The 24,174-nt window shown below is 61.9% G+C and carries 24 protein-coding genes, 1 tRNA gene and 1 pseudogene; 10 read left to right on the forward strand and 16 right to left on the reverse strand.

Features of this window, described 5'->3' with window-relative positions; all coding sequences use genetic code 11:
* Window positions 1-2 precede the first annotated feature (2 nt).
* The gene (gene clpS / locus HNR59_RS11915) at window positions 3-329 is read right to left on the reverse strand and encodes an ATP-dependent Clp protease adapter ClpS (RefSeq protein ID WP_210307345.1); all 327 of its coding nucleotides are present in this window, start codon (window positions 327-329) and stop codon (window positions 3-5) included.
* Window positions 330-591: 262 nt separating this feature from the next.
* Window positions 592-924 (reverse strand): phasin family protein, encoded by a 333-nt coding sequence (locus HNR59_RS11920; protein ID WP_183830316.1) that lies wholly within the window; start codon window positions 922-924, stop codon window positions 592-594.
* Between the two features lie 285 nt (window positions 925-1,209).
* On the opposite strand from HNR59_RS11920, the gene HNR59_RS11925 reads away from it, so the two are divergent.
* A complete protein-coding gene (locus HNR59_RS11925) occupies window positions 1,210-2,583 on the forward strand; it encodes an SPOR domain-containing protein (protein ID WP_183830319.1) in 1,374 nt (457 codons plus the stop codon).
* Between the two features lie 53 nt (window positions 2,584-2,636).
* A complete protein-coding gene (locus HNR59_RS11930; protein WP_183830322.1) occupies window positions 2,637-2,912 on the forward strand; it encodes a hypothetical protein in 276 nt (91 codons plus the stop codon).
* A gap of 28 nt (window positions 2,913-2,940) precedes the next feature.
* On the opposite strand, the gene HNR59_RS11935 is transcribed toward HNR59_RS11930, so the two are convergent.
* Both HNR59_RS11935 and HNR59_RS11940 read right to left on the reverse strand, forming a co-directional pair.
* Complete coding sequence (locus HNR59_RS11935) at window positions 2,941-3,378, reverse strand: DUF1489 family protein (RefSeq protein WP_183830325.1); 438 nt, start codon at window positions 3,376-3,378, stop codon at window positions 2,941-2,943.
* A gap of 85 nt (window positions 3,379-3,463) precedes the next feature.
* A complete protein-coding gene (locus HNR59_RS11940) occupies window positions 3,464-4,867 on the reverse strand; it encodes an L-serine ammonia-lyase (protein ID WP_183830329.1) in 1,404 nt (467 codons plus the stop codon).
* 147 nt (window positions 4,868-5,014) lie between these two features.
* Here HNR59_RS11940 and HNR59_RS11945 point away from each other — a divergent pair, with 147 nt between their 5' ends.
* On the forward strand, window positions 5,015-5,779 hold the full coding sequence (locus HNR59_RS11945) for a DUF599 domain-containing protein (protein ID WP_183830332.1): 765 nt from the start codon (window positions 5,015-5,017) through the stop codon (window positions 5,777-5,779).
* Here HNR59_RS11945 and HNR59_RS11950 read toward each other — a convergent pair.
* From HNR59_RS11950 to HNR59_RS11970, 5 genes are all read right to left on the reverse strand, one after another.
* Window positions 5,728-6,528, reverse strand: coding sequence for a YdcF family protein (locus HNR59_RS11950; RefSeq protein WP_183830335.1), 801 nt, complete (start codon window positions 6,526-6,528; stop codon window positions 5,728-5,730). The genes HNR59_RS11945 and HNR59_RS11950 overlap by 52 nt on opposite strands.
* Window positions 6,529-6,551: 23 nt before the next feature.
* Entirely contained in the window at window positions 6,552-8,033 is a 1,482-nt protein-coding gene (gene gatA, locus HNR59_RS11955) for an Asp-tRNA(Asn)/Glu-tRNA(Gln) amidotransferase subunit GatA (protein WP_183830338.1), read from the reverse strand.
* Window positions 8,033-8,500 carry a GNAT family N-acetyltransferase gene (locus tag HNR59_RS11960; RefSeq protein ID WP_183830341.1) on the reverse strand — a complete coding sequence of 156 codons (468 nt, stop codon included), beginning with the start codon at window positions 8,498-8,500 and terminating at the stop codon, window positions 8,033-8,035. The genes gatA and HNR59_RS11960 overlap by 1 nt, the downstream gene beginning before the upstream one ends.
* Before the next feature lie 5 nt (window positions 8,501-8,505).
* Complete coding sequence (gene gatC / locus HNR59_RS11965; protein WP_183830344.1) at window positions 8,506-8,793, reverse strand: Asp-tRNA(Asn)/Glu-tRNA(Gln) amidotransferase subunit GatC; 288 nt, start codon at window positions 8,791-8,793, stop codon at window positions 8,506-8,508.
* An 82-nt stretch (window positions 8,794-8,875) separates the two neighbouring features.
* Window positions 8,876-9,580, reverse strand: a complete 705-nt coding sequence (locus HNR59_RS11970; protein WP_183830347.1) for a metal-dependent hydrolase — start codon at window positions 9,578-9,580, stop codon at window positions 8,876-8,878.
* Window positions 9,581-9,673: 93 nt separating this feature from the next.
* Between HNR59_RS11970 and ruvX the strand changes: the two genes are divergently transcribed.
* Window positions 9,674-10,150 carry a Holliday junction resolvase RuvX gene (gene ruvX, locus HNR59_RS11975; protein ID WP_183830349.1) on the forward strand — a complete coding sequence of 159 codons (477 nt, stop codon included), beginning with the start codon at window positions 9,674-9,676 and terminating at the stop codon, window positions 10,148-10,150.
* 18 nt (window positions 10,151-10,168) lie between these two features.
* Here the strand turns inward: ruvX and HNR59_RS20795 are convergent.
* Window positions 10,169-10,438, reverse strand: a pseudogene (locus tag HNR59_RS20795) (DUF6105 family protein); the annotation flags it as partial.
* Between the two features lie 192 nt (window positions 10,439-10,630).
* Window positions 10,631-12,262: an acyl-CoA dehydrogenase family protein gene (locus tag HNR59_RS11980; protein ID WP_183830352.1), complete on the reverse strand. Its 1,632-nt coding sequence runs from the start codon at window positions 12,260-12,262 to the stop codon at window positions 10,631-10,633.
* A gap of 186 nt (window positions 12,263-12,448) precedes the next feature.
* Between HNR59_RS11980 and HNR59_RS11985 the strand changes: the two genes are divergently transcribed.
* From HNR59_RS11985 to dprA, 4 genes are all read left to right on the forward strand, one after another.
* Window positions 12,449-13,429: an aspartate carbamoyltransferase catalytic subunit gene (locus HNR59_RS11985; RefSeq protein WP_183830354.1), complete on the forward strand. Its 981-nt coding sequence runs from the start codon at window positions 12,449-12,451 to the stop codon at window positions 13,427-13,429.
* Complete coding sequence (locus HNR59_RS11990) at window positions 13,426-14,712, forward strand: dihydroorotase (protein WP_183830357.1); 1,287 nt, start codon at window positions 13,426-13,428, stop codon at window positions 14,710-14,712. Before HNR59_RS11985 ends, HNR59_RS11990 begins: the two co-directional genes overlap by 4 nt.
* A gap of 134 nt (window positions 14,713-14,846) precedes the next feature.
* The gene (plsY, locus tag HNR59_RS11995) at window positions 14,847-15,434 is read left to right on the forward strand and encodes a glycerol-3-phosphate 1-O-acyltransferase PlsY (protein ID WP_183830360.1); all 588 of its coding nucleotides are present in this window, start codon (window positions 14,847-14,849) and stop codon (window positions 15,432-15,434) included.
* An 8-nt stretch (window positions 15,435-15,442) separates the two neighbouring features.
* The gene (dprA, locus tag HNR59_RS12000) at window positions 15,443-16,570 is read left to right on the forward strand and encodes a DNA-processing protein DprA (RefSeq protein ID WP_183830363.1); all 1,128 of its coding nucleotides are present in this window, start codon (window positions 15,443-15,445) and stop codon (window positions 16,568-16,570) included.
* A 163-nt stretch (window positions 16,571-16,733) separates the two neighbouring features.
* Here the strand turns inward: dprA and guaB are convergent, their stop codons facing one another.
* From guaB to HNR59_RS12015, 3 genes are all read right to left on the reverse strand, one after another.
* The gene (gene guaB / locus HNR59_RS12005) at window positions 16,734-18,236 is read right to left on the reverse strand and encodes an IMP dehydrogenase (protein ID WP_183830366.1); all 1,503 of its coding nucleotides are present in this window, start codon (window positions 18,234-18,236) and stop codon (window positions 16,734-16,736) included.
* A 136-nt stretch (window positions 18,237-18,372) separates the two neighbouring features.
* On the reverse strand, window positions 18,373-19,095 hold the full coding sequence (locus tag HNR59_RS12010; RefSeq protein WP_183830369.1) for an RlmE family RNA methyltransferase: 723 nt from the start codon (window positions 19,093-19,095) through the stop codon (window positions 18,373-18,375).
* A complete protein-coding gene (locus HNR59_RS12015) occupies window positions 19,092-20,366 on the reverse strand; it encodes a Ppx/GppA phosphatase family protein (RefSeq protein ID WP_210307348.1) in 1,275 nt (424 codons plus the stop codon). The genes HNR59_RS12010 and HNR59_RS12015 overlap by 4 nt, the downstream gene beginning before the upstream one ends.
* Before the next feature lie 391 nt (window positions 20,367-20,757).
* Here HNR59_RS12015 and HNR59_RS12020 point away from each other — a divergent pair, with 391 nt between their 5' ends.
* A complete protein-coding gene (locus tag HNR59_RS12020) occupies window positions 20,758-21,690 on the forward strand; it encodes a putative bifunctional lysylphosphatidylglycerol flippase/synthetase (protein ID WP_183830376.1) in 933 nt (310 codons plus the stop codon).
* 159 nt (window positions 21,691-21,849) lie between these two features.
* Window positions 21,850-21,923: transfer RNA gene (locus HNR59_RS12025), tRNA-Gln, on the forward strand.
* A gap of 174 nt (window positions 21,924-22,097) precedes the next feature.
* Here the strand turns inward: HNR59_RS12025 and hdaA are convergent.
* Both hdaA and HNR59_RS12035 read right to left on the reverse strand, forming a co-directional pair.
* On the reverse strand, window positions 22,098-22,799 hold the full coding sequence (hdaA, locus tag HNR59_RS12030; RefSeq protein WP_183830379.1) for a DnaA regulatory inactivator HdaA: 702 nt from the start codon (window positions 22,797-22,799) through the stop codon (window positions 22,098-22,100).
* A gap of 7 nt (window positions 22,800-22,806) precedes the next feature.
* A complete protein-coding gene (locus HNR59_RS12035) occupies window positions 22,807-23,964 on the reverse strand; it encodes an AI-2E family transporter (protein WP_183830382.1) in 1,158 nt (385 codons plus the stop codon).
* Window positions 23,965-24,174: the final 210 nt, after the last annotated feature.

Genomic DNA, 24,174 nt, shown 5'->3' on the forward strand with positions numbered 1-24,174 from the left:
CCTCACTTCTTCTCCATCACGCATTGCAGCGGATGCTGATTTTGTCGGGCGAAATCCATGACCTGAGACACTTTCGTCTCGGCCACCTCGAATGTGTAAACGCCACATTCTCCCACACCGTGGTTGTGCACATGAAGCATGATACGCGTGGCGGCCTCCCTGTCCTTCTGGAAAAAACGCTCCAGAACGTGCACGACGAATTCCATTGGCGTGTAATCGTCGTTCAGGATCAGCACACGATAGAGGCTTGGCCGCTTGGTCTTGGTCTGCGTGCGCGTGATGACCGCCGTTCCACGACCGCCACCGTTGCCACGTTGGTCTTTCTGCATCCGTACTGTATTTTGCGTGGCCACCAGACTGCCAGTCACTTTATCCCTGCCTCTCGATCCAGCCCCAAGGGCAAACCGACATGTAGGTCGTTATTGTGGAATTTTAAGCCCTTCTTCGCCACTGACAATACGCAGACAACACCAATAATGCGTCAACGGTGAAATCCGGGCTTTGCACACAGGCTGGAAACGCAAAAACCCGGCTGCGCGATGCGCAACCGGGTTCTTACCGGCGCGTGCCGGCAAATGAGTCTGTCGAAACTTAGCTGGCCTTGGCCACGATGCCTTCGAACGGCTTGTAGGCTTCCTTGGCGAGATCCGAATAGAGATCGCCGAATTTGGTCGCTTCGGCGACGAAGGACTCATAAGCCTGCTTGGCGTAGTCGGTCTGGATCGCCAGCGCGTCCTCGAAGGACTTGGCCGACAGAAGCTTCTCGAAAGCGGCGCTGCCGGTCTCCAGGCTCTTCTTGGTGTATTCGCTGGCCTCTACGGCAATCGCCTGAGCGCCCTTGGACAGAGAAGCAAGGCTCTTGAGGCCCGAATCGGCGAATTCCTTGCCGTATTTGCTGAAGTCTTCGTAAGCGGTCTGGGACATCGGATGCCCTCCTTCGTGGGATCGGATTGGCCGGACGCAAAATGAATGACCGGCATTTGTGCGATGCCAGATAAAATATTGTGCATTGCACAAAATGTCAACTGCGCGGTTGTCGGCCGGCAATTGCTAAAATTCCCATAAAATTAACCTCGACTGCGCCGAAAATGGTGAACGCGCCGGTTACCATAAACGGATTGGTAACGGTGGGTGGATAGGGTCTGTCAAAATCAGGCTGGGATAGGACCTTTGCCGTCCCCTCCACAATGAAACCCAAAGGAAGTAACAGTGCGTAAGGCGTTCTCGGGTATCGTTTCCCTTTCCGTGCGTTCTTTCCGGGTCGTGGCGACGGCCACGGCAGCCGCAGTTTTTCTGGCTGGCGCCACCGTGGCATCACAGGCGGCGGCCAATGACGCTGCCATCGTGATCGATGCCAACACCGGTAAGACGCTTTATTCCTCCAATGCCAATGCGCGGCGCTATCCGGCCTCGCTGACCAAGATGATGACGCTGTATCTGACCTTCGAGGCACTCTCGAAGGGCAAGATCAGCAAAACCACGCAGGTTCCCTTCTCTGCCAATGCAGCAGGAGAGCCGCCGACCAAGCTGGGCGTGCGTTCGGGCGGTTCGATCACCGTGGAAACGGCGATCCTGTCCATGGTGACGAAGTCCGCCAATGACTCCTCGACTGCCCTTGCGGAACTGCTCGGCGGCAGCGAGGCCAATTTCGCCAAAATGATGACGGCCAAGGCCCGCTCGCTCGGCATGACCAACACCGTGTTCCGCAATGCGCACGGACTGCCCAATCCGGGCCAGTTCACCACCGCGCGGGACATGGCGACGCTGGGCATGGCGCTGCGCGAACATCACCCCCAATATTATGGCTATTTCGCAGAGCGGTCCTTCATGTATGGACGCCAGCGCATCAATGGCCATAACCGCCTGCTCGGCCGGATCAAGGGCGTGGACGGCATCAAGACCGGGTACACCCGCGCGTCGGGTTTCAATCTCGTTTCCTCCGTCTCGATCGATGGCCGCAAGCTGGTTGCCGTGGTCATGGGCGGCAAGTCCGGCGCCAGCCGCGACAATGAAATGGCACGACTGATCAATGCCTATCTGCCAAAGGCGTCACAGCGTGGCGGCGGGGCGCTGATCGCCCGCACGGACAACGACACCGCTTCCAAGGCGATCGCCAGGGTTTCGCTGCCCAAGCATGACGCTCCAACTCCGGACTTCAAACCCGGAACGGACGTCGAAGCTGTCATTGCAAGTGCGGCTCCGGTTCCCGCCCGCGCGCCGAAGCCCAAGCTTCCGGTGGCGATGGCTGCGCCTGAACCCGCAGACATCCCGTTTGCACAGGCTTACTCCGGCCCCGAGCCGCAGCAGATCGATCCTGTCAACACCGCTTCCCTGCCGTCAGGCTGGGTCGTGCAGGTGGCCTCCTCGCCCAGCAAGTCCGAGGCGGAAGCCGCGCTCGACAAGACAGCCGCGCAGGCCCGCGCCGTTCTTGCCAGCGCCTCCGGCTACACCGTTCCCTTCAGGAAGGGCGGCGTGACTTACTTCCGCGCCCGTTTCGGCGGCTTCGAGACGCAGACCGCGGCGCTGCGGGCCTGCACGGCCCTGAAGAAGCAGCGCATCGAATGCTTTGCCGTGCAGCAATAAGCTGCCCGGCAAAAAAACTCCCGGAAATGTTCGGTATCGAAGGAGTGTCAGTGGTGATCGGAGAAAAGCAGGTAGCCGGTTTAGCCAACCCTGTTCTCCAGGACAGGGAACCGGCCAGCGACATCGGAACGCAGGCCCTTTATCAGGCCGCCACGCGGCTGAAGAATATCCGGCCCGGCAACTCGCGCTTCAAGACGCGGGATCTCGTCGGCCTTCTTCTGAGTCATGGCGCCCGCACATGGCGCAACACGCAGCCTGTGGTTCGAATCCGCCTGAAGGTATGCGCACCCGGCGGAATGCCGGGCCTGAAGCTCAGGTTCAGGGATTAGTTTTCCCAGTCCAGCGCTGACGGGTGGACTACAGCAGCCCCAGTTCCGCCAGTTCCTGACGAAGCTTGGGCGGCAGTTCGACGAGACCCGCCCCTCCCTTTCCGAGATCGGCCGGCGCATCTTCGGCCTTCAGATAGCGCCATCCCTGAAACGGTCGTCTCGGCTGCCATTCGGTTCGGATGATCTCCGGCGCCAGAACGATCTTGCAACGACCGATGCCCTCATTATCGGTAAATGGCCTTATCTCCGTGATCAGCTGGCGGCACTGAACGCTGCCCTTGATCACCCAGTACATCGACCCGCCGTCGGTAATCTCGGCGCCGCGGGTCGGCACCATGCGCGTGACATGCCAGTGCTCGGCCGGCTCGCCATTGCGGCGGCGCTCTTCGAGCCGGTGAGCGACCCACGCTTCGAGATCCTCGACGCTTTCACAGCCTACGCACAGTTTGAGAATGTTCAGAGCCATGAGGGGAAACTAACGTCTGGCGACGCGTCATTCAACGCGGCGCGAGGTTTTGCACAATTGCGTTACCTGACAGCGAAATGGGAGCTCAGCATTCCACCACATTGACGGCAAGGCCGCCAAGGCTGGTTTCCTTGTAGCGCTCATTCATGTCGGCACCGGTCTGCCGCATCGTCTCGATGGCGGCATCCAGCGGCACGAAATGCTGGCCGTCGCCCTTGATGGCGAGCGATGCGGCCGTCACTGCCTTCACCGCCCCCAGCGCGTTGCGCTCGATGCAGGGCACCTGCACCAGTCCGCCAACGGGATCGCAGGTCATGCCCAGATGATGTTCCAGCGCGATTTCCGCAGCGTTTTCCACCTGCTCGGGCGTGCCGCCCATCACGGCGCACAGACCCGCGGCGGCCATGGCGGAGGCGGAGCCCACCTCCCCCTGACATCCGACCTCAGCGCCCGAAATCGAGGCATTGGTCTTGATGATGCCGCCGATGGCAGCAGCAGTGAGCAGAAAATCACGGATGGAGTCCTGATCGGCCTCGGGGTGAAAATGCAGCCAGTAGCGCAGCACGGCCGGCAAGGTGCCGGCCGCACCATTGGTCGGCGCAGTGACGACACGCCCGCCGGCGGCGTTCTCCTCGTTCACCGCCATGGCATAGATCGACAGCCAGTCATTGGCGAGAAGCGGATTCGGCCGGTTGCGGCTCCATTCCTCCTGCAGCTTGTCGTGGAGCTGGCGCGCGCGCCGGCGCACCTTGAGGCCGCCCGGCATGATGCCTTCCTGCGACAGGCCCCGGTCGATGCAGCCCTTCATGGCAGCCCAGATGTCATCGAGCCCGCCGTCGAGCTTCTCGCGCTCCATGTAGGTTTCTTCGTTGATGCGCTTCATCTCGGCGATGGAAAGCCCGTTCCGTTTCGCCATCGCCAGCATTTCCACCGCGTTCTTGAAGGGATACGGCACCTTCTTGCCTTCGGTGGTGACAGAGCCGCGCTGCTTTATGCGCTGCAGCTCCTCTTCGGAAACGACGAAACCGCCACCGATGGAATAGTAGATGCGCCTGAGAAGCACCCTGTTACCGGCGTCATAGGCATAGAAGCTCATGCCGTTGGCATGTCCCTTGAGCGGCGTCTTCTTGTCGAGAACCAGATCGGTTGCCGGATCGAAATGGTAGGTGGGATGGCCGGGCGGCGTCACACGCTTTTCGGCGGTCACCTTCGCGACAATGGAATCAGCTTCATCGGGATCGACGTTGACCGGCACCAGGCCGGTAAAGCCCAGCACGACAGCCCGGTCGCTGCCATGGCCGACACCGGTATAGGCCAGCGAGCCATGCAGGCTCGCGCCGACACGGCTCACTTTTGCCCCGGCCGGGCGCGGCCAGTCGTCAGACAGGATTTCCGCAAGAAAGCGCGCGGCCGCCGTCATCGGCCCCATGGTGTGGGAACTGGAAGGGCCGATACCGATCTTGAAAAGGTCGAAAACCGAAAGAAACAAGAACCGTCACCTCACAGAAACAGCCAATGCAGATTGGCTTATCATGCTTATATAATGTTTCCTGTCACCATTTGCTGCACTTTTCGATGAGCCAGCGACAAGCCCTGCCTGCTGCGGCTACAGGCTCTCCTGTGGTAAAGGATGACCATGCTCGATTCCTACCATCTGTCGGCGGCCGATTTCGGCGCACTGGCTTTCTTCCTTCTGGCCTGGGGGCTGCACACGCTGGCCTCTGACGGCTGGCTGTTCCATCGGCCATCGCTCACCATGGCGATGAACCGGCAGCGCGAAATATGGATGCAGCGCATGGCCGAGCGGGAGATCCGCATCGTCGACACCGCCATCATGAGCGGATTGCAGCAGGGAACCGCTTTCTTCGCCTCAAGCTCCCTGATTGCAATCGGCGGATGTTTTGCGCTCATTGGCGCATCCGATCAGGTGATCGGCGTGCTTTCCGATCTCCACCTTCAGGGTGCGGCCACGCGCACAGCCTTCCAGCTCAAGGTCGTCGGCCTGGTGATTATCCTGGCCTTCGCCTTCTTCAAGTTCGGCTGGTCATACCGGCTGTTCAACTACTGCTCGATCCTGATCGGCGCCGTGCCTGTCGCCCATGGGGAGATGGCGCGCAATCCGCAAACCCGCAACGCCGTGATGCGGGCGGCGAAGATGAACCAGCTTGCCGGCAAACATTTCAATTCGGGTCTGCGCGCGATTTTCTTCTCGATCGGCTATCTCGGCTGGTTCGTCGGACCGGTAGCCTTCATTCTGTCGAGCGCACTGCTGGCAGTCGTTCTGATGCGCCGCCAGTTCTTTTCCAATGCGCGCGAAGCCGTTCTGACGGAAATGAATGAGCAGAACGATCAGTCTACGGGACCGGGAAGCGGCGAATCGATACGGCCCGACAGCCAGTAGGCGAGCAAGCCGATCCATTCGCGCAGGCCAACCGTCAGATTCTGGAGGGAGTCCGACACATTGTCCTGCGCCGGGCCGAAATACTCGTTGCCGGCGGTGCGGTAATCGGCAGGCCAAGGCACCACATCGAATCCGGCCTTGCGAAACAGGCCGACCGATCGGGGCATGTGGAAGGCGGACGTCACCAGAAGCCATGTCTCGCCCGCCTGCGGCTTGACGATCTCGCGTGTGAAAACGGCATTTTCGTATGTATTGCGAGACTTGTTTTCGAGAACCAGCCGCCCGGGCTCCACGCCCAGCGCAGTCAGCAGCCGCGGGGCGGTGTCGCCATCGCCCTCTCCTTCCAGCATCATGCTGCCGGCACCGCCGGTCACCACCACCCGGGCTTCGGGATAGCGCCTAGCAAGAACGGCTGCCTCGACAAACCGATCGCCGCTTGCGTTCAGCTCGTAGCCGCCGCGCACAAGGTTCACGCCGCCCTCGAAGCCGCCACCCAGCACGATGATGCCGGCGATGCCGGCAGGGGCCGGATCAGGACGGGAAAACCGATCCTCCAGCGGGTGCAGCATCAGCGCACCAGTCGAAGTCCATGCACCGATGGCCAGCACAAGAAACGCGATGGACGAGAAGAAGATGGACAAACGGCGCCACCCGACGATGGCGAGCATGATCCCCGCCAGCGCCGTCAGGCCGATCAGGTTGATCGGCTGCATCACGAACCAGAACAGCTTGGAGAGATAGAAGAACATGTCTTATCCCTCCCGGGCAGGTGTTACCACCACTTCTGCGGCTGGAAGGTTCCGGCTGCCTGCTCCACGACGTGCGCGGTGCGGAACAGGGTCTCTTCGTCGAAAGGCCGGCCGATAAGCTGCAGCCCCAGCGGCAGCCCCTGATCATTGAGGCCGGCCGGCACGGAAATGCCGGGAAGGCCCGCCATGTTCACCGTCACCGTGAAGATGTCATTGAGATACATCTTCACCGGATCGCTCGACATTTCCTTGTCGGCAATGCCGAAAGCGGCCGATGGCGTGGCAGGCGTCAGGATCACGTCCACGCCGGCCGCGAAGGCATCGTCAAAGTCCTTCTTGATCAGCGTGCGGACCTTCTGGGCCTGCAGATAATAGGCATCGTAATAGCCGGCAGACAGCACATAGGTGCCGACCATGACGCGGCGCTTCACCTCGTCGCCAAAGCCGGCGGCGCGGGTGTTCTCATACATCTCCACGATGTCCTTGCCGGGAACCCGCAGACCATAACGCACGCCGTCATAACGGGCGAGGTTCGAGGAGGCCTCGGCCGGCGAGATGATGTAATAGGTCGGCAACGCATATTTCGTGTGCGGAAGGGAAATGTCGACGATCTCGGCGCCAGCCTCCTTCAGCCAGGCGATACCCTGCTGCCAGAGCGCTTCCACTTCCTGCGGCATGCCCTCGACACGATATTCCCTCGGAATGCCAACCTTCATGCCTTTCACCGACTGACCGAGCGCCGCCTCATAATCCGGCACCGGCAGATCGACGGAGGTGGTGTCTTTCACATCGACGGAGGCCATCGACTTCAGAAGGATTGCCGCATCGCGCACGTCGCGGGCAATGGGACCTGCCTGATCCAGCGACGAGGCATAGGCCACGATCCCCCAGCGCGAGCAGCGGCCATAGGTGGGCTTGATGCCGACCGTGCCGGTGAAGGCAGCCGGCTGACGGATGGAGCCGCCCGTATCGGTTGCGGTCGCACCGGCGCACAGAAACGCCGAAACCGCGGCAGCGGAACCGCCAGACGAGCCGCCCGGTACCAGATCGGCGTCCGAGCCTTTCGTCCGCCACGGGTTTTTCACCGGGCCGTAATAGGAGGTCTCGTTGGAAGAGCCCATCGCGAACTCATCCATGTTGAGCTTGCCCAGCATCACCGCGCCATCGGCCCACAGATTGGCCGTGACGGTCGATTCATAGCGTGGCCTGAAACCGTCGAGCACATGGCTGCATGCCTGTGTGTGGACGCCTTCCGTCGCGAACAGGTCCTTCACGCCAAGCGGAATGCCTTCGAGCGCGCCGGCCTGCCCGGAGGCCAGCCGCGCGTCGGAAGCCTTCGCCATGTCACGGGCCTTGTCATGCGTGACCGCCACGTAGGCGTTGAGCTTGTCATTGGCTGCGTCGATGGCGCCCAGATAGGCATCCGTCAGCTCGACGGCGGAAATCTCCCGAGCGCGCAGCTTCTCGCGCGCCTGTGAAATCGTGAGTCTGGTCAGGTCGGTCATCAGGCAAACTTCTTTTCGTAAAATCGCGAATAGCCGGAATCGGGATAGTCAAGGACAGCGCCGCATACCTGGAAACCGCCACGCTCATAAACACGCCAGGCGGGCTCGAAGCCCGCGCCCTCGCCGGTTTCGAGTACGAGACGCCTGATCCCCCTCTTGTGCGCCAGTTCCTCTATGCGCTCAAGAATGCGGGCGCCGACACGCTGGCCTCGCACCTGCGGCAAGGTGTACATCCGCTTGATCTCGCCAAGCCCGTCGCCATGCTCCTTGAGCGCACCCATGCCGACGGCCTGGCCGGTGCCGTCGCGCGCGATGAACAGGGTGAGAGCAGCCTCGGACATTTCCTCGACCGTCATCTGGAACTGGAATTCGCGCGGCGAAAGCGGCATCAGATAGGCGTTGAGCTCGGCCACGAGCGTGCGCACATCGTCTTGCAACGGCGGTTCCGTGGTAATGGAGATCGACATCGCTTCTATTCGACCACCTTCGGAACGAGGAAGAAATTCTCTTCTGTCGCCGGCGCATTGGCAACGATGTCGGCGGCCTTGTTGCCGTCGGTTACCGCATCCGCGCGCTTGCGCATGTCCATCGGAAGCACGGACGTCATCGGCTCGACGCCGGTTACATCTACTTCGTTCAGTTGCTCGACGAAACCAAGGATGGAATTGATCTTGTCCGCCATGACGGCCGCCTCCTGCTCGCTGACCGCGATGCGTGAAAGACGTGCGACGCGTTTGACCGTATCCAGATCGACCGACATGTAGAAAGTCCGCTTCAAAACTGTTTTGGAACCAGCCTGCGCTATAGCGGTGCAGGCTGGCGGGTGCAACATCCAGAGCCGGTCAGATCGTGATCTGCTTGCCGATCCCGGGCAGCGCAACCTTCACGCCCGACCCTTCCAGCCCCTCGACGAATTTGTCGGCGGTCTGGTCGAGCAGCGGGAAAGTGCCGAAATGGCAGGGCACGACCGTGTCGAAACGGAAGAAGCGCCGGCAGGCCAATGCGGCCACCGCGCCGCCCATGGTAAAGCGATCCCCGACCGGCACGATGCCGATCTTCGGTTCATGCAGCTCGTTGATCAGCGCCATGTCGGAGAAGATGTCGGTATCGCCCATGTGGTAAAGGGTCGGCGCGTCGGGGAAATGCAGCACCAAACCGCCCGGATTGCCGAGATAGACATTGCCGTTTTCCGCCGAAGCCGAAGACGAATGCAGCGCCTGCACGAAAGTCGTGGTGAAACCGCCGCAATCCACCGTGCCGCCGATATTGCCGGGATTGATCTTCTGATCGCTGACGCCCTTGCCGACCAGATGCATGCAGATCTCGAAATTCGCGACCAGCATGGCGCCGGACTGCTTCAGGATTTCCGCCGCTCCGCTGATGTGATCGTCATGGCCATGAGTCAGAAGCACATGGGTGACACCCTGCGCGGGTTCTTCCCAGCCACCCTGCCAGACGGGATTGCCAACCAGATAGGGGTCGATGAGGATCGTGGCGTCGCCGGTTTCGATACGGAAAGCGGAATGGCCATACCAGGTCAGTTTCATGGTGAGCGTCCTCGATGATATTTATTTCGGGATTTTAAGTCGGTGCGAGGATAGAAGCCTGACCAGCCATGTCAAAGGAAAGCCGGGGCCACCTTGAATATCATTGAAGCGGAACAACTGATCCAGCGTCTTCAACCGGGCCAGACCGTGGCAGGCCTTGATCTCGGCGACAAGACGATTGGCGTTGCCGTCTCGGATGCCGGCCTCTCCTTCGCGCATCCACGCCCCGTCATCATGCGAAAGAAGTTCACGCAGGATGCCACAGCCCTCCTAGATCTTCTGAAAAGGGACAATGTGGGAGCCATCGCCATCGGCCTGCCGGTCAACATGGACGGCAGCCATGGACCGCGCGCTCAGAAATCCCGCGCCTTTGTGCGCAACATGGCGCAGCTGACAGACCTGCCGTTCCTGTTCTGGGACGAACGCCTGTCAACCGTGGCTGCCGAGCGCACCCTGATCGAAATGGACTTTTCGCGGGCCAAGCGCAGCGGGAAGATCGATTCGGCTGCCGCGTCCTTCATCCTGCAGGGCGTTCTCGACAGGTTGCGCCGGCTGCGCAGCGACGGCTGACTCCGTTTCCAGCCCCCGCTTCCTCCTGATCCAGGCAGCGATCTGGCGGCGACGGCGAAAAGCCCAGAACGCCAGAATGAGGCCGGTGTCCATGATGCACGCCCGCGCCACCAAGCCCGGAATGATCTCCGGGTCGATGCCCAGAATGTCGCCGTAAAGCTGGAACACGAAGTCATGCAGTGGGCGGCTTAGCATCACATAGCCGAAATTCATGTCGTTGAAGGACAGAAAATACCAGCCCCAGAACAGAAGCAGCGGTGCGGCCCACAGTGCGAAAACGTAGCGCATCAGCAAACACCCGCGAATTTGCGGGCAGTGCCGTCTTGTTCCGGATGTCCTGTCGGCACGGCTGATCAACCCCGCTCGTTAACGCTTTGCTAACCATAAGAGTGACGGTCGCAACGGCGCATCGCAACGGATTTCGTTAACTATGGTTAACGTCCGCAGAACTGCGCGGTTTTGCTTTCGGAGGGTTCTGACTCAGCTGGCCGGAGGATAGAGCGTATCGATGATGAGGCGCGCATCGTGCCGTGAGTCGAGCAGGCCATAGGTGGTACGCCACTGGCCGGCCAGCCGGGTCTCGACAAAGGCGTCGGCGATGCGCCCTGCCCCAAGCCGCCGCAACTCGGCGGCAGCTGCCGCCAGCGCAAGCTGCTCGGTCAGGATGCGCGCCGAACCCTCGTCGCTGGACGCAACCTGCATGGCCGCTTTCAGCACACCGACGGTGCCGTGGCCGCTGGCGCCCAGATCCCGGTCTATACCGGCCATGACATCGTCGAAAAGACCCGGCGCGCGGCCAAGCACGCGCAACACGTCGAGCGCCATGACATTGCCGGAACCTTCCCAGATCGCATTGACGGGGGCTTCGCGATAGTAGCGGGCAAGCGGAGCTTCCTCGACATAGCCGTTGCCGCCGAGGCATTCCATCGCTTCATAGAGAAGTGCGGGGGCGATCTTGCAGACCCAGTATTTCACCACCGGCGTCATGGCGCGGGCGAAGGCGGCTTCTCCCCGGTCGCCCGCGGCTTCGTCGAAGGAACGGGCAAGGCGGAACGACAGAGCGGTCGCCGCCGCCACGTCAAGCGCCATGTCGGCCAGCACGCGCTGCATCAGGGGCTGGTCGATCAGCCGCTTGCCGAATGTCTGGCGATGGCGGCAGTGATGGACCGCCTCGGCAAGACCGGCCCGCATCAGCGCCGAGGAAGCGACGGCGCAGTCGAGCCGCGTCAGCGTGACCATGTCCATGATGGTGCGCACGCCCGCGCCCGGCTCGCCCACCATCTCGCCGATGGCATTCTCGAACTCGACTTCGGACGATGCATTGGAGCGATTGCCGAGCTTGTCCTTGAGGCGCTGGAAGCGGAAACCGTTGCCGGTGCCGTCCCCCAGGATGCGCGGCACGAGGAAGCACGAAAGGCCTTCGGTCGCCTGCGCCAGCACCAGAAACGCGTCCGACATCGGGGCCGACATGAACCATTTATGGCCGGTGAGCCGGAAAAACCCGGTCGAGCCCGCGCGTTCGGCGCGGGTGACATTGGCGCGCACATCGGTGCCGCCCTGCTTCTCGGTCATGCCCATGCCGAGCGTGAGACCGGTTTTCTCCACAGGCGGCTTCTGCGCCTGATCATATTTGCGTGTCGTGACGCGGGGCGCCCATTCGCGGAATGTTTTCGGGCTGCCCATCAGCGCCGCAAGCGAAGCGCTGGTCATGGTGATCGGGCACAGATGGCCGACTTCAAGCTGGGCGGTCAGATAGAATCGCGCGGCACGCACCTGATGCCGCCGTCCGATTTCCGTATCGCCATTCTCCCAGATCGAGGAATGCAGGCCGTTGGCCACCGAGCGCCGCATCAGCGCGTGATAGGCCGGATGGAACTCGACTAGATCGATGCGACGGCCCTGCCGGTCATGGGTGCGAAGGCGCGGCGTCTCGGTGTTGGCCAGGCGCGCCAGATCCTGCGCCTCCTGCGTCAGCACGAAGCGGCCAAGGCCGTCCAGGTCCTTGCGCACAGGGTCGGAGAACTGCTCAGCGAGCTGGATCAGCAGCGGATCGCCTCTCCAGGCGTTCGTGCCTGTGAGGGGCGGCGGCTGGTTGGTCACGTCGTCTGTCACGCAATGTCCCTGTATGTCGTGGCGGCCTCCGGTCCGGGGCCTTCAGCGGCTTGTCGAATCCGCTTCATTGGCGGCTTTATATCCCATGGTCGCATGAGCAGGCCATGAAAATAGGGGAAGATGCCCATCCAATGCAAAGCGGGTCCTTGCAGGTCACTTCTGCTGGCCGTATAGCACGCCCCTGAGATGACCCAAACAGACGCGCCCCTGCCGCTCTTCCCCCACCGCCACCTGCTTGGCATAAGGGACCTTTCCCCACCCGATATAGAGATATTGCTGGACCGCGCCGATCGCGCCGTCTCGATTTCCCGGCAATCGGAGAAAAAGACGTCGACCCTGCGCGGGCGCACGCAGATCAATCTCTTCTTCGAATCCTCGACCCGCACCCAGTCTTCGTTCGAGCTGGCTGGCAAGCGCCTCGGCGCCGATGTCATGAACATGTCGGTTGCCAGCTCTTCGGTGAAGAAGGGCGAAACGCTGATCGACACGGCGATGACGCTCAACGCCATGCGGCCGGATATCCTGATCATCCGCCACCAGTCGGCGGGTGCGGCCGCCCTGCTGGCGCAGAAGGTGGGTTGCTCGGTGGTGAATGCCGGCGACGGCACGCATGAGCATCCGACACAGGCACTGCTCGACGCCCTTACCATCCGTCGCGCCAAGGGGCGCATCGGCGGGCTGACAATCGCGATCTGCGGCGACATTCTTCATTCGCGCGTCGCCCGCTCCAACATCATCCTGCTCAACGCGCTGGGCGCGCAGGTGCGCGTGGTCGCTCCATCGACGCTGATGCCCTCCGGCATCGATCAGATGAGCGTCAACGTCTTCCGCAACATGGAAGAAGGCCTGAAAGGCGCGGACGTGGTGATGATGCTGCGCCTGCAACGCGAGCGCATGGCCGGCAGCTTCGTGCCCTCCGTGCGCGAATATTTCCGCTACTTCGGCCTTGATGCCGAAAAGCTGAAAGCGGCCAAAGATGACGCGCTGGTCATGCATCCCGGCCCGATGAACCGCGGCGTCGAGATCGCGTCGGAAATCGCGGACGGACCGCAGAGCGTGATCCAGGAACAGGTGGAGATGGGCGTCGCAGTGCGCATGGCGGTGATGGAGGCGCTGCTCGATCCACGCCGTAATCCGGCCCATAATGACGGAGGGCTGAGCGCATGAGCACCACCATCTTCAGCCACGCCCGCATCGTCGATCCCTCGCGCGAACTGGACGAGACCGGCAGCGTCGTCGTGCAGGACGGAAAGATCGCCGCCGCCGGCAAGGAAGCGCTCAATCAGGGTGCCCCGGAAGGCGCCACCGTCATCGACTGCACAGGCAAAACCATTATCCCCGGACTGATCGACAGCCGTGTCTTCATCGGCGAACCGGGTGGCGAGCATCGCGAAACCATCGCTTCTGCCAGTCAGGCCGCTGCCGCCGGCGGCGTCACCTCGGTGGTGATGATGCCGGACACCGATCCGGTGATCGACAATGTCGCGCTGGTTGAATTCGTGCTGCGCACCGCGCGCGATACTGCCTGTGTCAACATCTTCCCCGCCGCTGCCATCACCAAGGGCCTCGAAGGCCGCGAGATGACCGAGTTCGGCCTTCTGCGCGAGGCGGGTGCAGTCGCCTTTACCGACGGGCGCCACACCATCGCCAACTCGCTGGTGATGCGCCGCGCGCTCACCTATGCACGCGATTTCGGCGCGACCATCGTTCACGAGACGCTGGATGCGGATCTCGCCTCATCCGGCGTCATGAACGAAGGGCTTTATGCGAGCTGGCTCGGCCTTTCCGGTATTCCCCGCGAAGCGGAAACCATCCCGCTGGAGCGCGATTTGGCGCTCGCCCGCCTCACGCACGGCAACTACCACGCCGCCAAGATTTCGACGGGCATGGCAGCCGATGCCATCCGCCGCGCCAAGGGCGACGGCGCCAATGTCAGCGCCGGCGTGGCGATCTACAATCTGGCACTGAACGAGCATGATGTCGGCGAATACCGCACCTTCTTCCGGCTAACGCCGCCGCTGCGCACCGAGGAAGACCGCATCGCCATGATCGATGCGCTGAAGGACGGCACGCTCGATCTGATCGTCTCCTCTCACGACCCGCAGGACGTCGACACCAAGCGCCTGCCGTTCTCGGATGCAGCGGCTGGCGCAATCGGGCTGGAAACGCTGCTGGCCGTTGCCCTGCGCCTCCATCACAACGGCGAGGTGCCGCTCCTCAGGATCATCGAGGCGCTGTCGACGGCGCCTGCCCGCCTCTTCGACCTGCCCGGCGGCAGCCTGAAGCCCGGTGCACCGGCTGATCTGGCGGTTGTAGACCTGAACGAGCCATGGGTGGTCAGCGAAACCGGCATCCGCTCCCGGTCCAAGAACACCTGCTTCGAGGGCGCGCGGCTGCAAGGCAGGGTCTTGCAAACCATGGTTGCGGGCCGCACAGTGTTCAGCATCTAGAGCGTTTTTGGTGAATAACGGATCACCTCCAATGCTCTGTTTCTTTGTTTCCAGGCAGTTCCGGGCGCAAAACCGCGTCGCACTTTTGCCGGAACTGCGCTAGGACGGAACCAATCGGTCAGCCAGGGGGAAGCATGACCTTCATCACCATCGCGGCGCTGATCTTCGGCTATCTGCTGGGATCGATCCCGTTCGGCCTGCTGCTGACACGCGCGGCCGGGCTCGGTGACGTGCGCTCCATCGGCTCGGGCAACATAGGCGCGACCAACGTTCTGCGCACCGGCAACAAGAAGCTTGCCGCGGCCACCCTGCTTCTGGATGCGCTGAAAGGCACCGCAGCCGTTCTTCTGGCAAACTTCTATGCTCCCGATCTCGGTTTATGGGCCGGCTTTGGTGCGTTTCTGGGCCACCTCTTCCCTGTCTGGCTGGGCTTCAGGGGCGGAAAGGGCGTTGCGACCTATCTCGGCGTGCTGATCGCTCTCGCATGGCAGGTGGCGCTGATCTTCGCCGCCGTCTGGCTGCTGGTCGCCATAGTCTTCCGATACTCTTCGCTGGCAGCGCTTTGCGCAGCCATCGCCGTGCCGGTCGCCCTGTGGTTCCTCGCCACGCCGCAGCTTGCCGGGCTGTTTGCCGTGATGAGCGTGATCCTTTTCATCAAGCACCGCGCCAACATCCAGCGCCTTGCCTCCGGCACCGAAGGCCGGATCGGGGCCCGGGGGTGATAGGGGGGGTGAACCGGGCCCGGCCCGGTCTGAGCGACAGACAAAGGCTCGCATGGCTGCGCCTGATACGAACGCCCAATGTAGGCCCTGCATCATTCCGCGATCTCATCAATCGATTCGGTTCGGCACAGACCGCGCTCGACATGCTGCCGGATCTCATGCAGTCCGCCGGGGCGCGCCGGATCGTGCGGATACCCGATGAAGCGCAAATCCTCCGGGAGATGGATCATGCCGCCGGTTTCGGCGCGCGTTTCGTCTGCATCGGCGATCCAGACTATCCGCTGCTGCTGAAGCAGGTCGACCATCCGCCGCCCGTTCTGGCCGTGATCGGCGAGGGAGCGGTGCTGAGCCGGCCTGCGATCTCCGTTGTGGGTGCACGCAATGCCTCCGTCGCAGGAACGAGGCTGGCGGCTGCATTGTCCGTGAAAATCGGTCAGGCCGGCTATGCCATCGTCTCCGGGCTCGCACGCGGCATCGACACGGCGGCACATCGCGGCAGTATCGATACAGGCACGATCGGCGTTCTGGCCGGCGGGCTCGACATGCCCTATCCGCCGGAAAATGCCGGGCTTTGCCGCGAAATCGCGGAACGCGGCGGCGCCATCGTCTCCGAGATGCCGTTCGGCTGGCAGCCGCGCGCGCAGGATTTCCCCCGTCGCAACAGGATCGTGGCCGGCATGGGCATAGGGCTGCTGGTGGTGGAAGCCGCGAAACGCTCCGGCTCCCTCATCACAGCGCGCCTTGCCGGAGAAATGGGCAGGCTGGTCTTCGCGGTTCCGGGCTCCCCGCTCGATCCCCGCGCCGGCGGCACCAATGGCCTGCTCAAGGATGGCGCCATCCTTACGACGGAACCCAATGACGTTCTGGAGGCGGTCAGACCACTCTACGGCACAGCGCAGCCGGCGGAGTTCCCGCTTGAGGAATCGACCGACCTGTCGGATGCACCACCACCACAGGAAGACGAACGACGTCTTGTCATCGATGCGCTGGGGCCAACCCCGGTTGGGATTGACGAAATCATCCGTCACACAGGTCTGGAAACCGCACAGGTGCAGATGGTTCTGCTCGAACTGGACCTTGTCGGAAGACTTGAACGCCATTCAGGCGGGTATGTCTCGCTGCTGGCTTCTCAATAGAAGAAAAAGCGTCTGGCGGGTGAACCAGAAGGGCGACGAACCCAGCACGTCGCCTATCGGTGAATACGATCATGAAGATCGCAGACGTTGCCCGCACAAGACATGCGGGCACGAAATCACCGGCATATCATTTCAATATGCCGGAAACCTCAAAACTCCCGGGTCACACACTGCCCGGATAGTTCGGGCTTTCGCGGGTGATGGTCACGTTGTGGGCATGGCTTTCACGCAGGCCGGCGTTCGAGATGCGCACGAACGTAGCGCGATTGCGGAACTCAGCCAGATCGGCGCCGCCGACGTAGCCCATCGAGGCCTTCAGACCACCGGCGAGCTGATGCAGGACACCTGCGACCGGCCCCTTGTACGGCACCTGCCCCTCGATGCCTTCCGGCACCAGCTTCAGCGTGTCGCGCACTTCCGCCTGGAAATAGCGGTCAGCCGATCCGCGCGCCATGGCGCCGACCGATCCCATGCCGCGATAGGCTTTGAACGAACGTCCCTGATGCAGGTAGACCTCGCCGGGGCTCTCCTCGGTGCCGGCCAGAAGCGAGCCGACCATGACGGCCGATGCGCCTGCCGCCAATGCTTTGGCCAGATCGCCTGAGAACTTGATGCCGCCATCGGCGATGATCGAAATGCCGGCCTTCTGGCCGACCTCGACCGCCGACAGAATAGCCGACAGCTGCGGCACGCCGACGCCCGCAACGATGCGGGTGGTGCAGATCGAGCCCGGACCGATACCGACCTTGACGGCATCGGCACCTGCGTCGATCAGCGCCTGCGTGCCCTCCGCGGTGGCCACATTGCCAGCCATGATGCGCACTTCATTCGACAGCTTCTTGGCGCGGGTGACGGCATCCAGAACGCGCTGCGAATGGCCATGCGCCGTGTCGATCACCAAAAGATCGACACCGGCGTCGATCAGGCGCTCGGCGCGCTCGAAACCATCCGCGCCGACGCTGGTCGCGGCAGCCACGCGCAGGCGTCCCTGCGCATCCTTGGAGGCGTTGGGGTTGAGTTGCGACTTCTCGATGTCCTTGACCGTGATCAGACCGACGCACACGCCCTTGCCGTCGGTGACGACCAGCTTTTCGATGCGATTCTGATGCAGCAGGCGCTTGGCCTCGTCGTGGTCGACGTTTTCCTTGACGGTGATAAGGTTCTCGCGGGTCATCAGCTCGTAGACGCGCTGAGCGGGGTCGGAGGCGAAGCGCACGTCGCGGTTCGTCAGAATGCCGACGAGGCGGCCCGCTTTATGACCGCCGGTTCCGCCATTTTCCACCACCGGAATGCCGGAAATGCCATGTGCGCTCATCAGCGCCAGCGCATCGGCCAGCGTCGCATCCGGGCCGATGGTGACAGGGTTGATCACCATGCCGGATTCGAACTTCTTCACCTGGCGGACCTGCTCGGCCTGCTCGACAGGGGTGAGATTGCGATGGATGACGCCGATGCCGCCAGCCTGCGCCATGGCGATGGCCAGTCGAGATTCCGTCACTGTGTCCATGGCTGCCGAAATAATCGGCAAATTCAAATCGATATCGCCGGCAATTCGCGTTGAGATGTCAACTTCGCCCGGCATGACCTCCGAATGACCCGGCTGCAGCAGCACGTCGTCAAAGGTGAGCGCCAGCGCGCCGGTGGACGTTTCGATGATTTTTGCCATGGCCAATTTCCCGGAATGCGTGAAGGGCACGGAACCCGCATGGCCCGCGCCGACTCGTCTGTCCCTTTCAGGATTGGCGGTGGCTCGTAACACGGTTCCCGGCCGCTGAAAAGCGGCGGCCGGAAAAGATCAGCCTTTATTCGTCATTTTCCTGCTGCTCCGCCCTGCCCCTGAAATCACGTGCCAGCAGATAAAGCTCAACGGATTCGGCGCGCGAAGCCTGCGGCTTAACGTGATGGACGGTGCGGAAACTCTTCTTCAGGTCGTCCAGCAATCCGGTCTCGGTGCCGCCCTGAAAGGTCTTGGCGAGGAAATGCCCGCCCGGCCGCAGAACGGTCATGGCAAAGTCGGCCGCAACCTCGCAAAGATGCATGGTGCGCAGGTGATCCGTGCGGCGATGCCCGGTGGTGGGTGCGGCCATATCGGACAGCACCACGTCCGGTTCCCCACCCAGCGCCTCGATCAGCTTTTCAGGCGCATCGTCGTCGAGAAAATCCATCTGAAGGATGGCTGCACCCGGAACCGGATCCATCTCCAGATAGTCGATGCCGACGACGGTCGGCGCTTCCGCGCTCGATTTCACGCGCGCTGCCGCCACCTGGCACCAGCCTCCGGGCGCTGCGCCAAGATCGATGATGCGCATGCCGGGCTTCAGGAGCTTATATTTGTCGTCGATCTCGATCAGCTTGTAGGCGGCGCGCGAGCGATAGCCATCTGCTTTCGAGCGCTGCACATAAGGGTCGTTCATGTGCCGCTCCAGCCACCGGCGCGACGACTCCTTGAGCCCGCTCTTCTTCTTGATCTTGGTACGCAGCACGCGGGAGACGCCCGCGCCCGGCTTTTCCGGTTTCTTCGTCATCGCCTTGCCCCGCCTCTGCGGGCGTCGCGCCACACGCCCTCATCCGCCATCAGTTCGCTCAATATGCCTTCGCGCAGGCCCCTGTCCGCCACCCGCAGGCGCTGGGAGGGCCACACGGCGCGGATCGCTTCCAGAATGGCGCATCCCGCCAGAACCAGATCGGCCCGGTCCGGCCCGATGCAGGGATTTGCAACGCGGCTCTGGAAATCCCAGCCGAGCAGCTTTTCCACCATGCGGTCGACATTGGTGCGGTCCATCCATAAGCCGTCGACGCGGCGGCGATCATAGCGCGGCAGATCAAGATGCACGCCCGCAAGCGTGGTCACCGTACCCGATGTGCCAAGCAGGTGAAACCGGGGGCTTTGCAGCACGTGATTGAGCCGGTTGCGACCCTCGAAGGCGGAAAGCCGCGTGGCTACGTCATCCACCATGGCAGCGAACGAATCGCGCGTGACCGTGCGTCCCCCAAAACGCTCCGCCAGCGAAACAACGCCCACAGGCAGCGATGTCCAGGACACGATGTGATTGGCAAGGTGCTGGGAGCGCCGCCCCTTGCTCAGATCGATCAGCGCGATTTCGGAGGAGCCTCCCCCAATGTCGAACAACACCACGCCTTGCGTGTCGCGCTCGACGAGCGAACCACAACCCGAAACTGCCAGCCGGGCCTCTGTCTGGCGATCTATGATCTCCAGCTTGAGTCCGGCCTCTTTCTCAACCCTGTCGATGAATTCCGAACCGTTTTCAGCCGAGCGACAGGCTTCTGTGGCGATGAGGCGCGCCCGGCGCACATTTCTGCTGCGCAGCTTGTCGCCGCAAATCTTCAATGCCTCGACGGCCCTGTCCATCGCGGCGTCCGACAAACGTCCACTCGCCGAAAGCCCTTCGCCCAACCTCACAATGCGCGAAAATGCATCGATGACACGGAACTGGCCGTAACGTGTGGGGATGGCGACCAGCAACCGGCAATTATTGGTTCCAAGGTCCAGCGCGGCGAATACGGGAAGATCTTCAAAAGGCTTTCGGGCAGGCGCACCCGTGAAGGCCTGCCCGTTAGTGGCTTCGCTTCTGCGCTCTTTCACGCCTGCCGAAGACCGGCCCGACGAGGTGGAGGCAGTTTTGGCGGCCTGACCCGACCCCGCTTTTTCCGTTGGCTGGCCCTGGGGCGCGCCCTGCCCGTCGCGAGCGTAAACCTTACGGCCACGTCGACGCTTGCGTCGCTTTCTGGGCTTTCCGTTCTGGGTGGTGGGGCCATCCTGCCCGGCAGCGGACAGATTTGCCGGGGCGCCCTCAAGGCGGCCATCAGCAACGGGAGCGGACACGCCCGAAGGCTCCGCCGATTCCCCGGACCCGCCACTCCCCGGCGTCCTGGCGCCGGCGTCGCGGTATCTCACAGTCGTTCCTTCCGACGCCGCGCGAACCGATAGAGCCGGACGCTGCAGGCGCTCATATTTTCAAGTTGAGGAAAGATTAGCAGCGGTGCCGGGTTTCACCAAGAGCAAACCGCAGAAAGAATCATGAGAGTGAACTTTATGGCCTGTCAAAGGTTGAAGCAGCCACATTCATCATGCATTCCTGAAATTCGGATTCGCCGGGGGGCCGGCAGCCATGCATGTCCCTTGAACCTTTCTCATGGAGGCACCCGCCGCGCATGACAGGCCGTGCATGAACTGGAAACGCTATTTCTGGCCGGCCGTGGGGCTGGCAGCCGTCGCATTCTCCATCTGGATTCTGCTTCACGAATTGCGCGGCATCTCGCTTGATGATGTCTGGGACAGCCTGATGGCCATCTCGTCCACCCACTGGGCGCTGTCTGCGCTCAGTGCGGTGGTCGCCTATGCGGCCCTTGCCGGATACGATCACATCGCCCTCCTGCATATCGGCAAGCGTGTGTCCTGGCTGTTCGTGACCTTATGTTCCTTCACCACCTATGCGCTGTCCCACAATATCGGCGGATCAGTGTTTTCGGGCGCCGTGATTCGCTATCGCGCCTATGTCACCAAAGGGCTGAGCGGTCAGGAAGTCGGCGTTCTGGTGGCGGTCTGCTGGTTCACCTTCGTGCTTTCCACCATCACGGTCGGCGCAATCGTGCTGATTCTGGTTCCCGGCCTGCTCGATCGCTTTTCCGACCTCGGCTTGCGGGAATTTTCCGGCCTGACAGGCATGCTCCTGCTTGTGCCGGTTATCGCGTATGTCTTCTGTTCGTGGCTCAATCTACGCCCATTACGAATCGGCTCTCTGCAAATTCACTATCCGCGCCTGCCGATCGTCGCGCGCCAGCTCATCATCGGGCCTCTGGAGCTTTTTGCCGCTGGCGCGATCATCTATTTCGCGCTGCCGGAAGCAGGCAATCCCGGCTACCTCGTCGTTCTCGGCGTGTTTCTGGTGTCGTTCTCGGTGGCGCAGATTTCCCATGCTCCGGGCGGCCTCGGCGTGCTGGAGGTCGTATTTCTTATGGGATTGCCGGATATGGAGGCGGTGGACGTTCTGGCCGCCCTGCTGGTGTTCCGGCTGTTCTATCTGATCGTGCCGCTGATCATCAGCCTCGGCGTCGTTCTGCTGTTCGAACGCGCTCAACTGCGTCGAAACGACAATTGAATGCACAATCCCACAATTGAAATCACAGGCGGGGTTGACTAATTCAAAGCGACGATTAAAACGCAGCCACTTGCCGGGCGCACTTTACCGAGGCGCCCCGGACCGGATCAAACGAGACCGGTTGGAAAAGGCAGGTAAGCATCGCAGGCGATGCGCTGCTGGGGAATAGGTTAACGGTAGACCCACGGACTCTGACTCCGTTAGTCCTGGTTCGAATCCAGGTTCCCCAGCCAAATTTCTTTCTTCACAAAATCGCCCGCCTTAATCGTCGCAAAGATGCGCAGCGCTCGCCACGCACATGGCAAGTTCATATTTCCTGCGTCAGATAATCCTCATTTCGTAACCGCTGAAAAATTCAGGACAATCTGGTCATCACGATTGCGGGAAAACATACCTTCCGTCCGCGATCAGAGATCGAATTCGGCCTGCCCCTCGTCCATGGCATTGACGGCTTCGGCGGCAAGAGCGCGCGTTATGCGGCTGTGCTCTTCTAGAGCCATGCGATCCAGCCGCTCGACCACCCGTATCGCGGTTGCCAGCGAGCGCTCGATGCGGCGCACGAGATACTGAACCACCGGAAGATCGACCTCGATCTGCCGGTCTGCGAAGAGCTTGGTTATGACGCCGGCGAGCAACAGGTCATCCGGCTCGCGTATTTCCACCACCGGCGCTGCTTTCAGGCGCGACACCAGATCCGCCAGCGTCACACCCCACGCAGCCGGAAAACGGCGCGCGGTGATCAGCAGATGGCTGTCATTGGCGCGTATATGATTGATCAGGTGGAACAACCCGGTTTCATCGATCGGTCCGCGGTCGACATCATCGAGCAGCACCGGCCGGGTTTCGAGCGTTTCCAGTGAAGATGAGATGTTGGCTGGCCTCAGCGCCACAGCATCTGCCTGAGCGCGCCAGATCGCCGCCAGATGGGTTTTTCCAGCACCTGTAGGGCCGGAAAGCACCATGACGGGCGCCGGCCAGTCCGGCCAGCGGTCGATGAGCGCCACAGCCTCTTCGTTGGCCGGCGAAACGACGAGTTCATCGCGCGAATAGCCCGGCGCATGGCCGAAATCGAGCGGCAATTGCCGTGGTTTTTCGGGCTGCTGTACCATGCCGGGATCAGTCTTTTCCGGGGCGCGCCACAGCCGGCGCTTCTTCGTTGCTGATTCCCTTGTAGAGGGGAGATTCCAGATAACGGGAGAGCGCAAAACGCACCAGCACGGCAATTGCGGCTGCTGCCGGCACGGCAATCAAAAGGCCCACAAAGCCGAACAGCGCGCCGAAGGCGAAAAGCGCGAACATCAGCCAGACCGGGTGCAGGCCCACGCTCTTTCCCACCAACTTAGGCTGGAGAATATTGCCCTCGATGAACTGCCCGACAAAGAACACACAGGCGACAGCCGCGACCATGATCCAGTCCGGCCAGAACTGCACAAAGGCAACGCCTACCGCCAGCACGAGCCCGGTCAGCGATCCGACATAGGGAATGAAGCTGATCAGGCCCGCAAACAGACCAATCAGGATGCTGAAGTTGAGCCCCGTCAGCGTCAGGCCGAACGCATACATGCCCCCCAGAACCAGGCACAAAGTGCCCTGCCCGCGCACGAATCCGGCCGTTGCCGTGTTGATGTCGGAAAAAATCGTCCGCACCGTCTGCACATGGTCGCGCGGCACCCAGCTGTCGACGACGGCGATCATGCGGTCCCAGTCGAGCAGCATGTAGAATGCAACCACGGGCGTCACCACCAGCAGGCTGACCACGGAAACCAGCGCCATTCCCGAGTTCCAGATCGACTGGAAGAGAGACGTCAGCAGGCCGAATCCGGAGGTCAGCAAGGAGTTGAGCCCCTCCTTCAGTCCCGCTGCATCAACGCCGAAGCGGCGTTCCAGCCATGCCGGGTCGAAATTGGTGACCAGCGCCTGAAGCCGCGTCATGTAATCTGGCAGCCGTGCGGCAAAATCCGCCATCTGGGATGCGAGGATGGGCACCAGCACGACAAAGCCAAGCACCAGCACGATGACGAAGGCGAACAGAATGACGATCGTCGCCATCAGGCGCGAGAGCCCGAGACGCTGCAGGCGATCAGCCACCGGATCAAGGAAATAGGCGAGCGCCATGCCGGCTACGAAAGGCAGCAGGATTCCCGAGAACACGTAGAGAAAGAGGATCAGCAGAACCATCGCTGTTCCCCAGAACAGCGCCTGCCGTCTCAGAGCGACAGACATGTCGGCTCTGGAGGCATCTTTATCGCTTGCCGGTCGTGTTGCCTTTGCCATTGCCGCTCATGTGCTTCAGCCAATAATCGAGATAGGCCGCTGTCGAAGTGATGGTCAAGAGGCTGGCCTGACAATCCGGAGCACTGCCTGTGGAACGAGAGTTGCCGACTGTCCGGCAATATTGCCGCAAACCGACAAATTGCCGACGCCATAAGGTGCAAAATGTGGCTTTCCCCAGTTCCGTCATCATGTGCCGATGCGCTACCTTGC

Source organism: Aquamicrobium lusatiense, assembly GCF_014201615.1.
Lineage (GTDB): Bacteria > Pseudomonadota > Alphaproteobacteria > Rhizobiales > Rhizobiaceae > Mesorhizobium > Mesorhizobium lusatiense.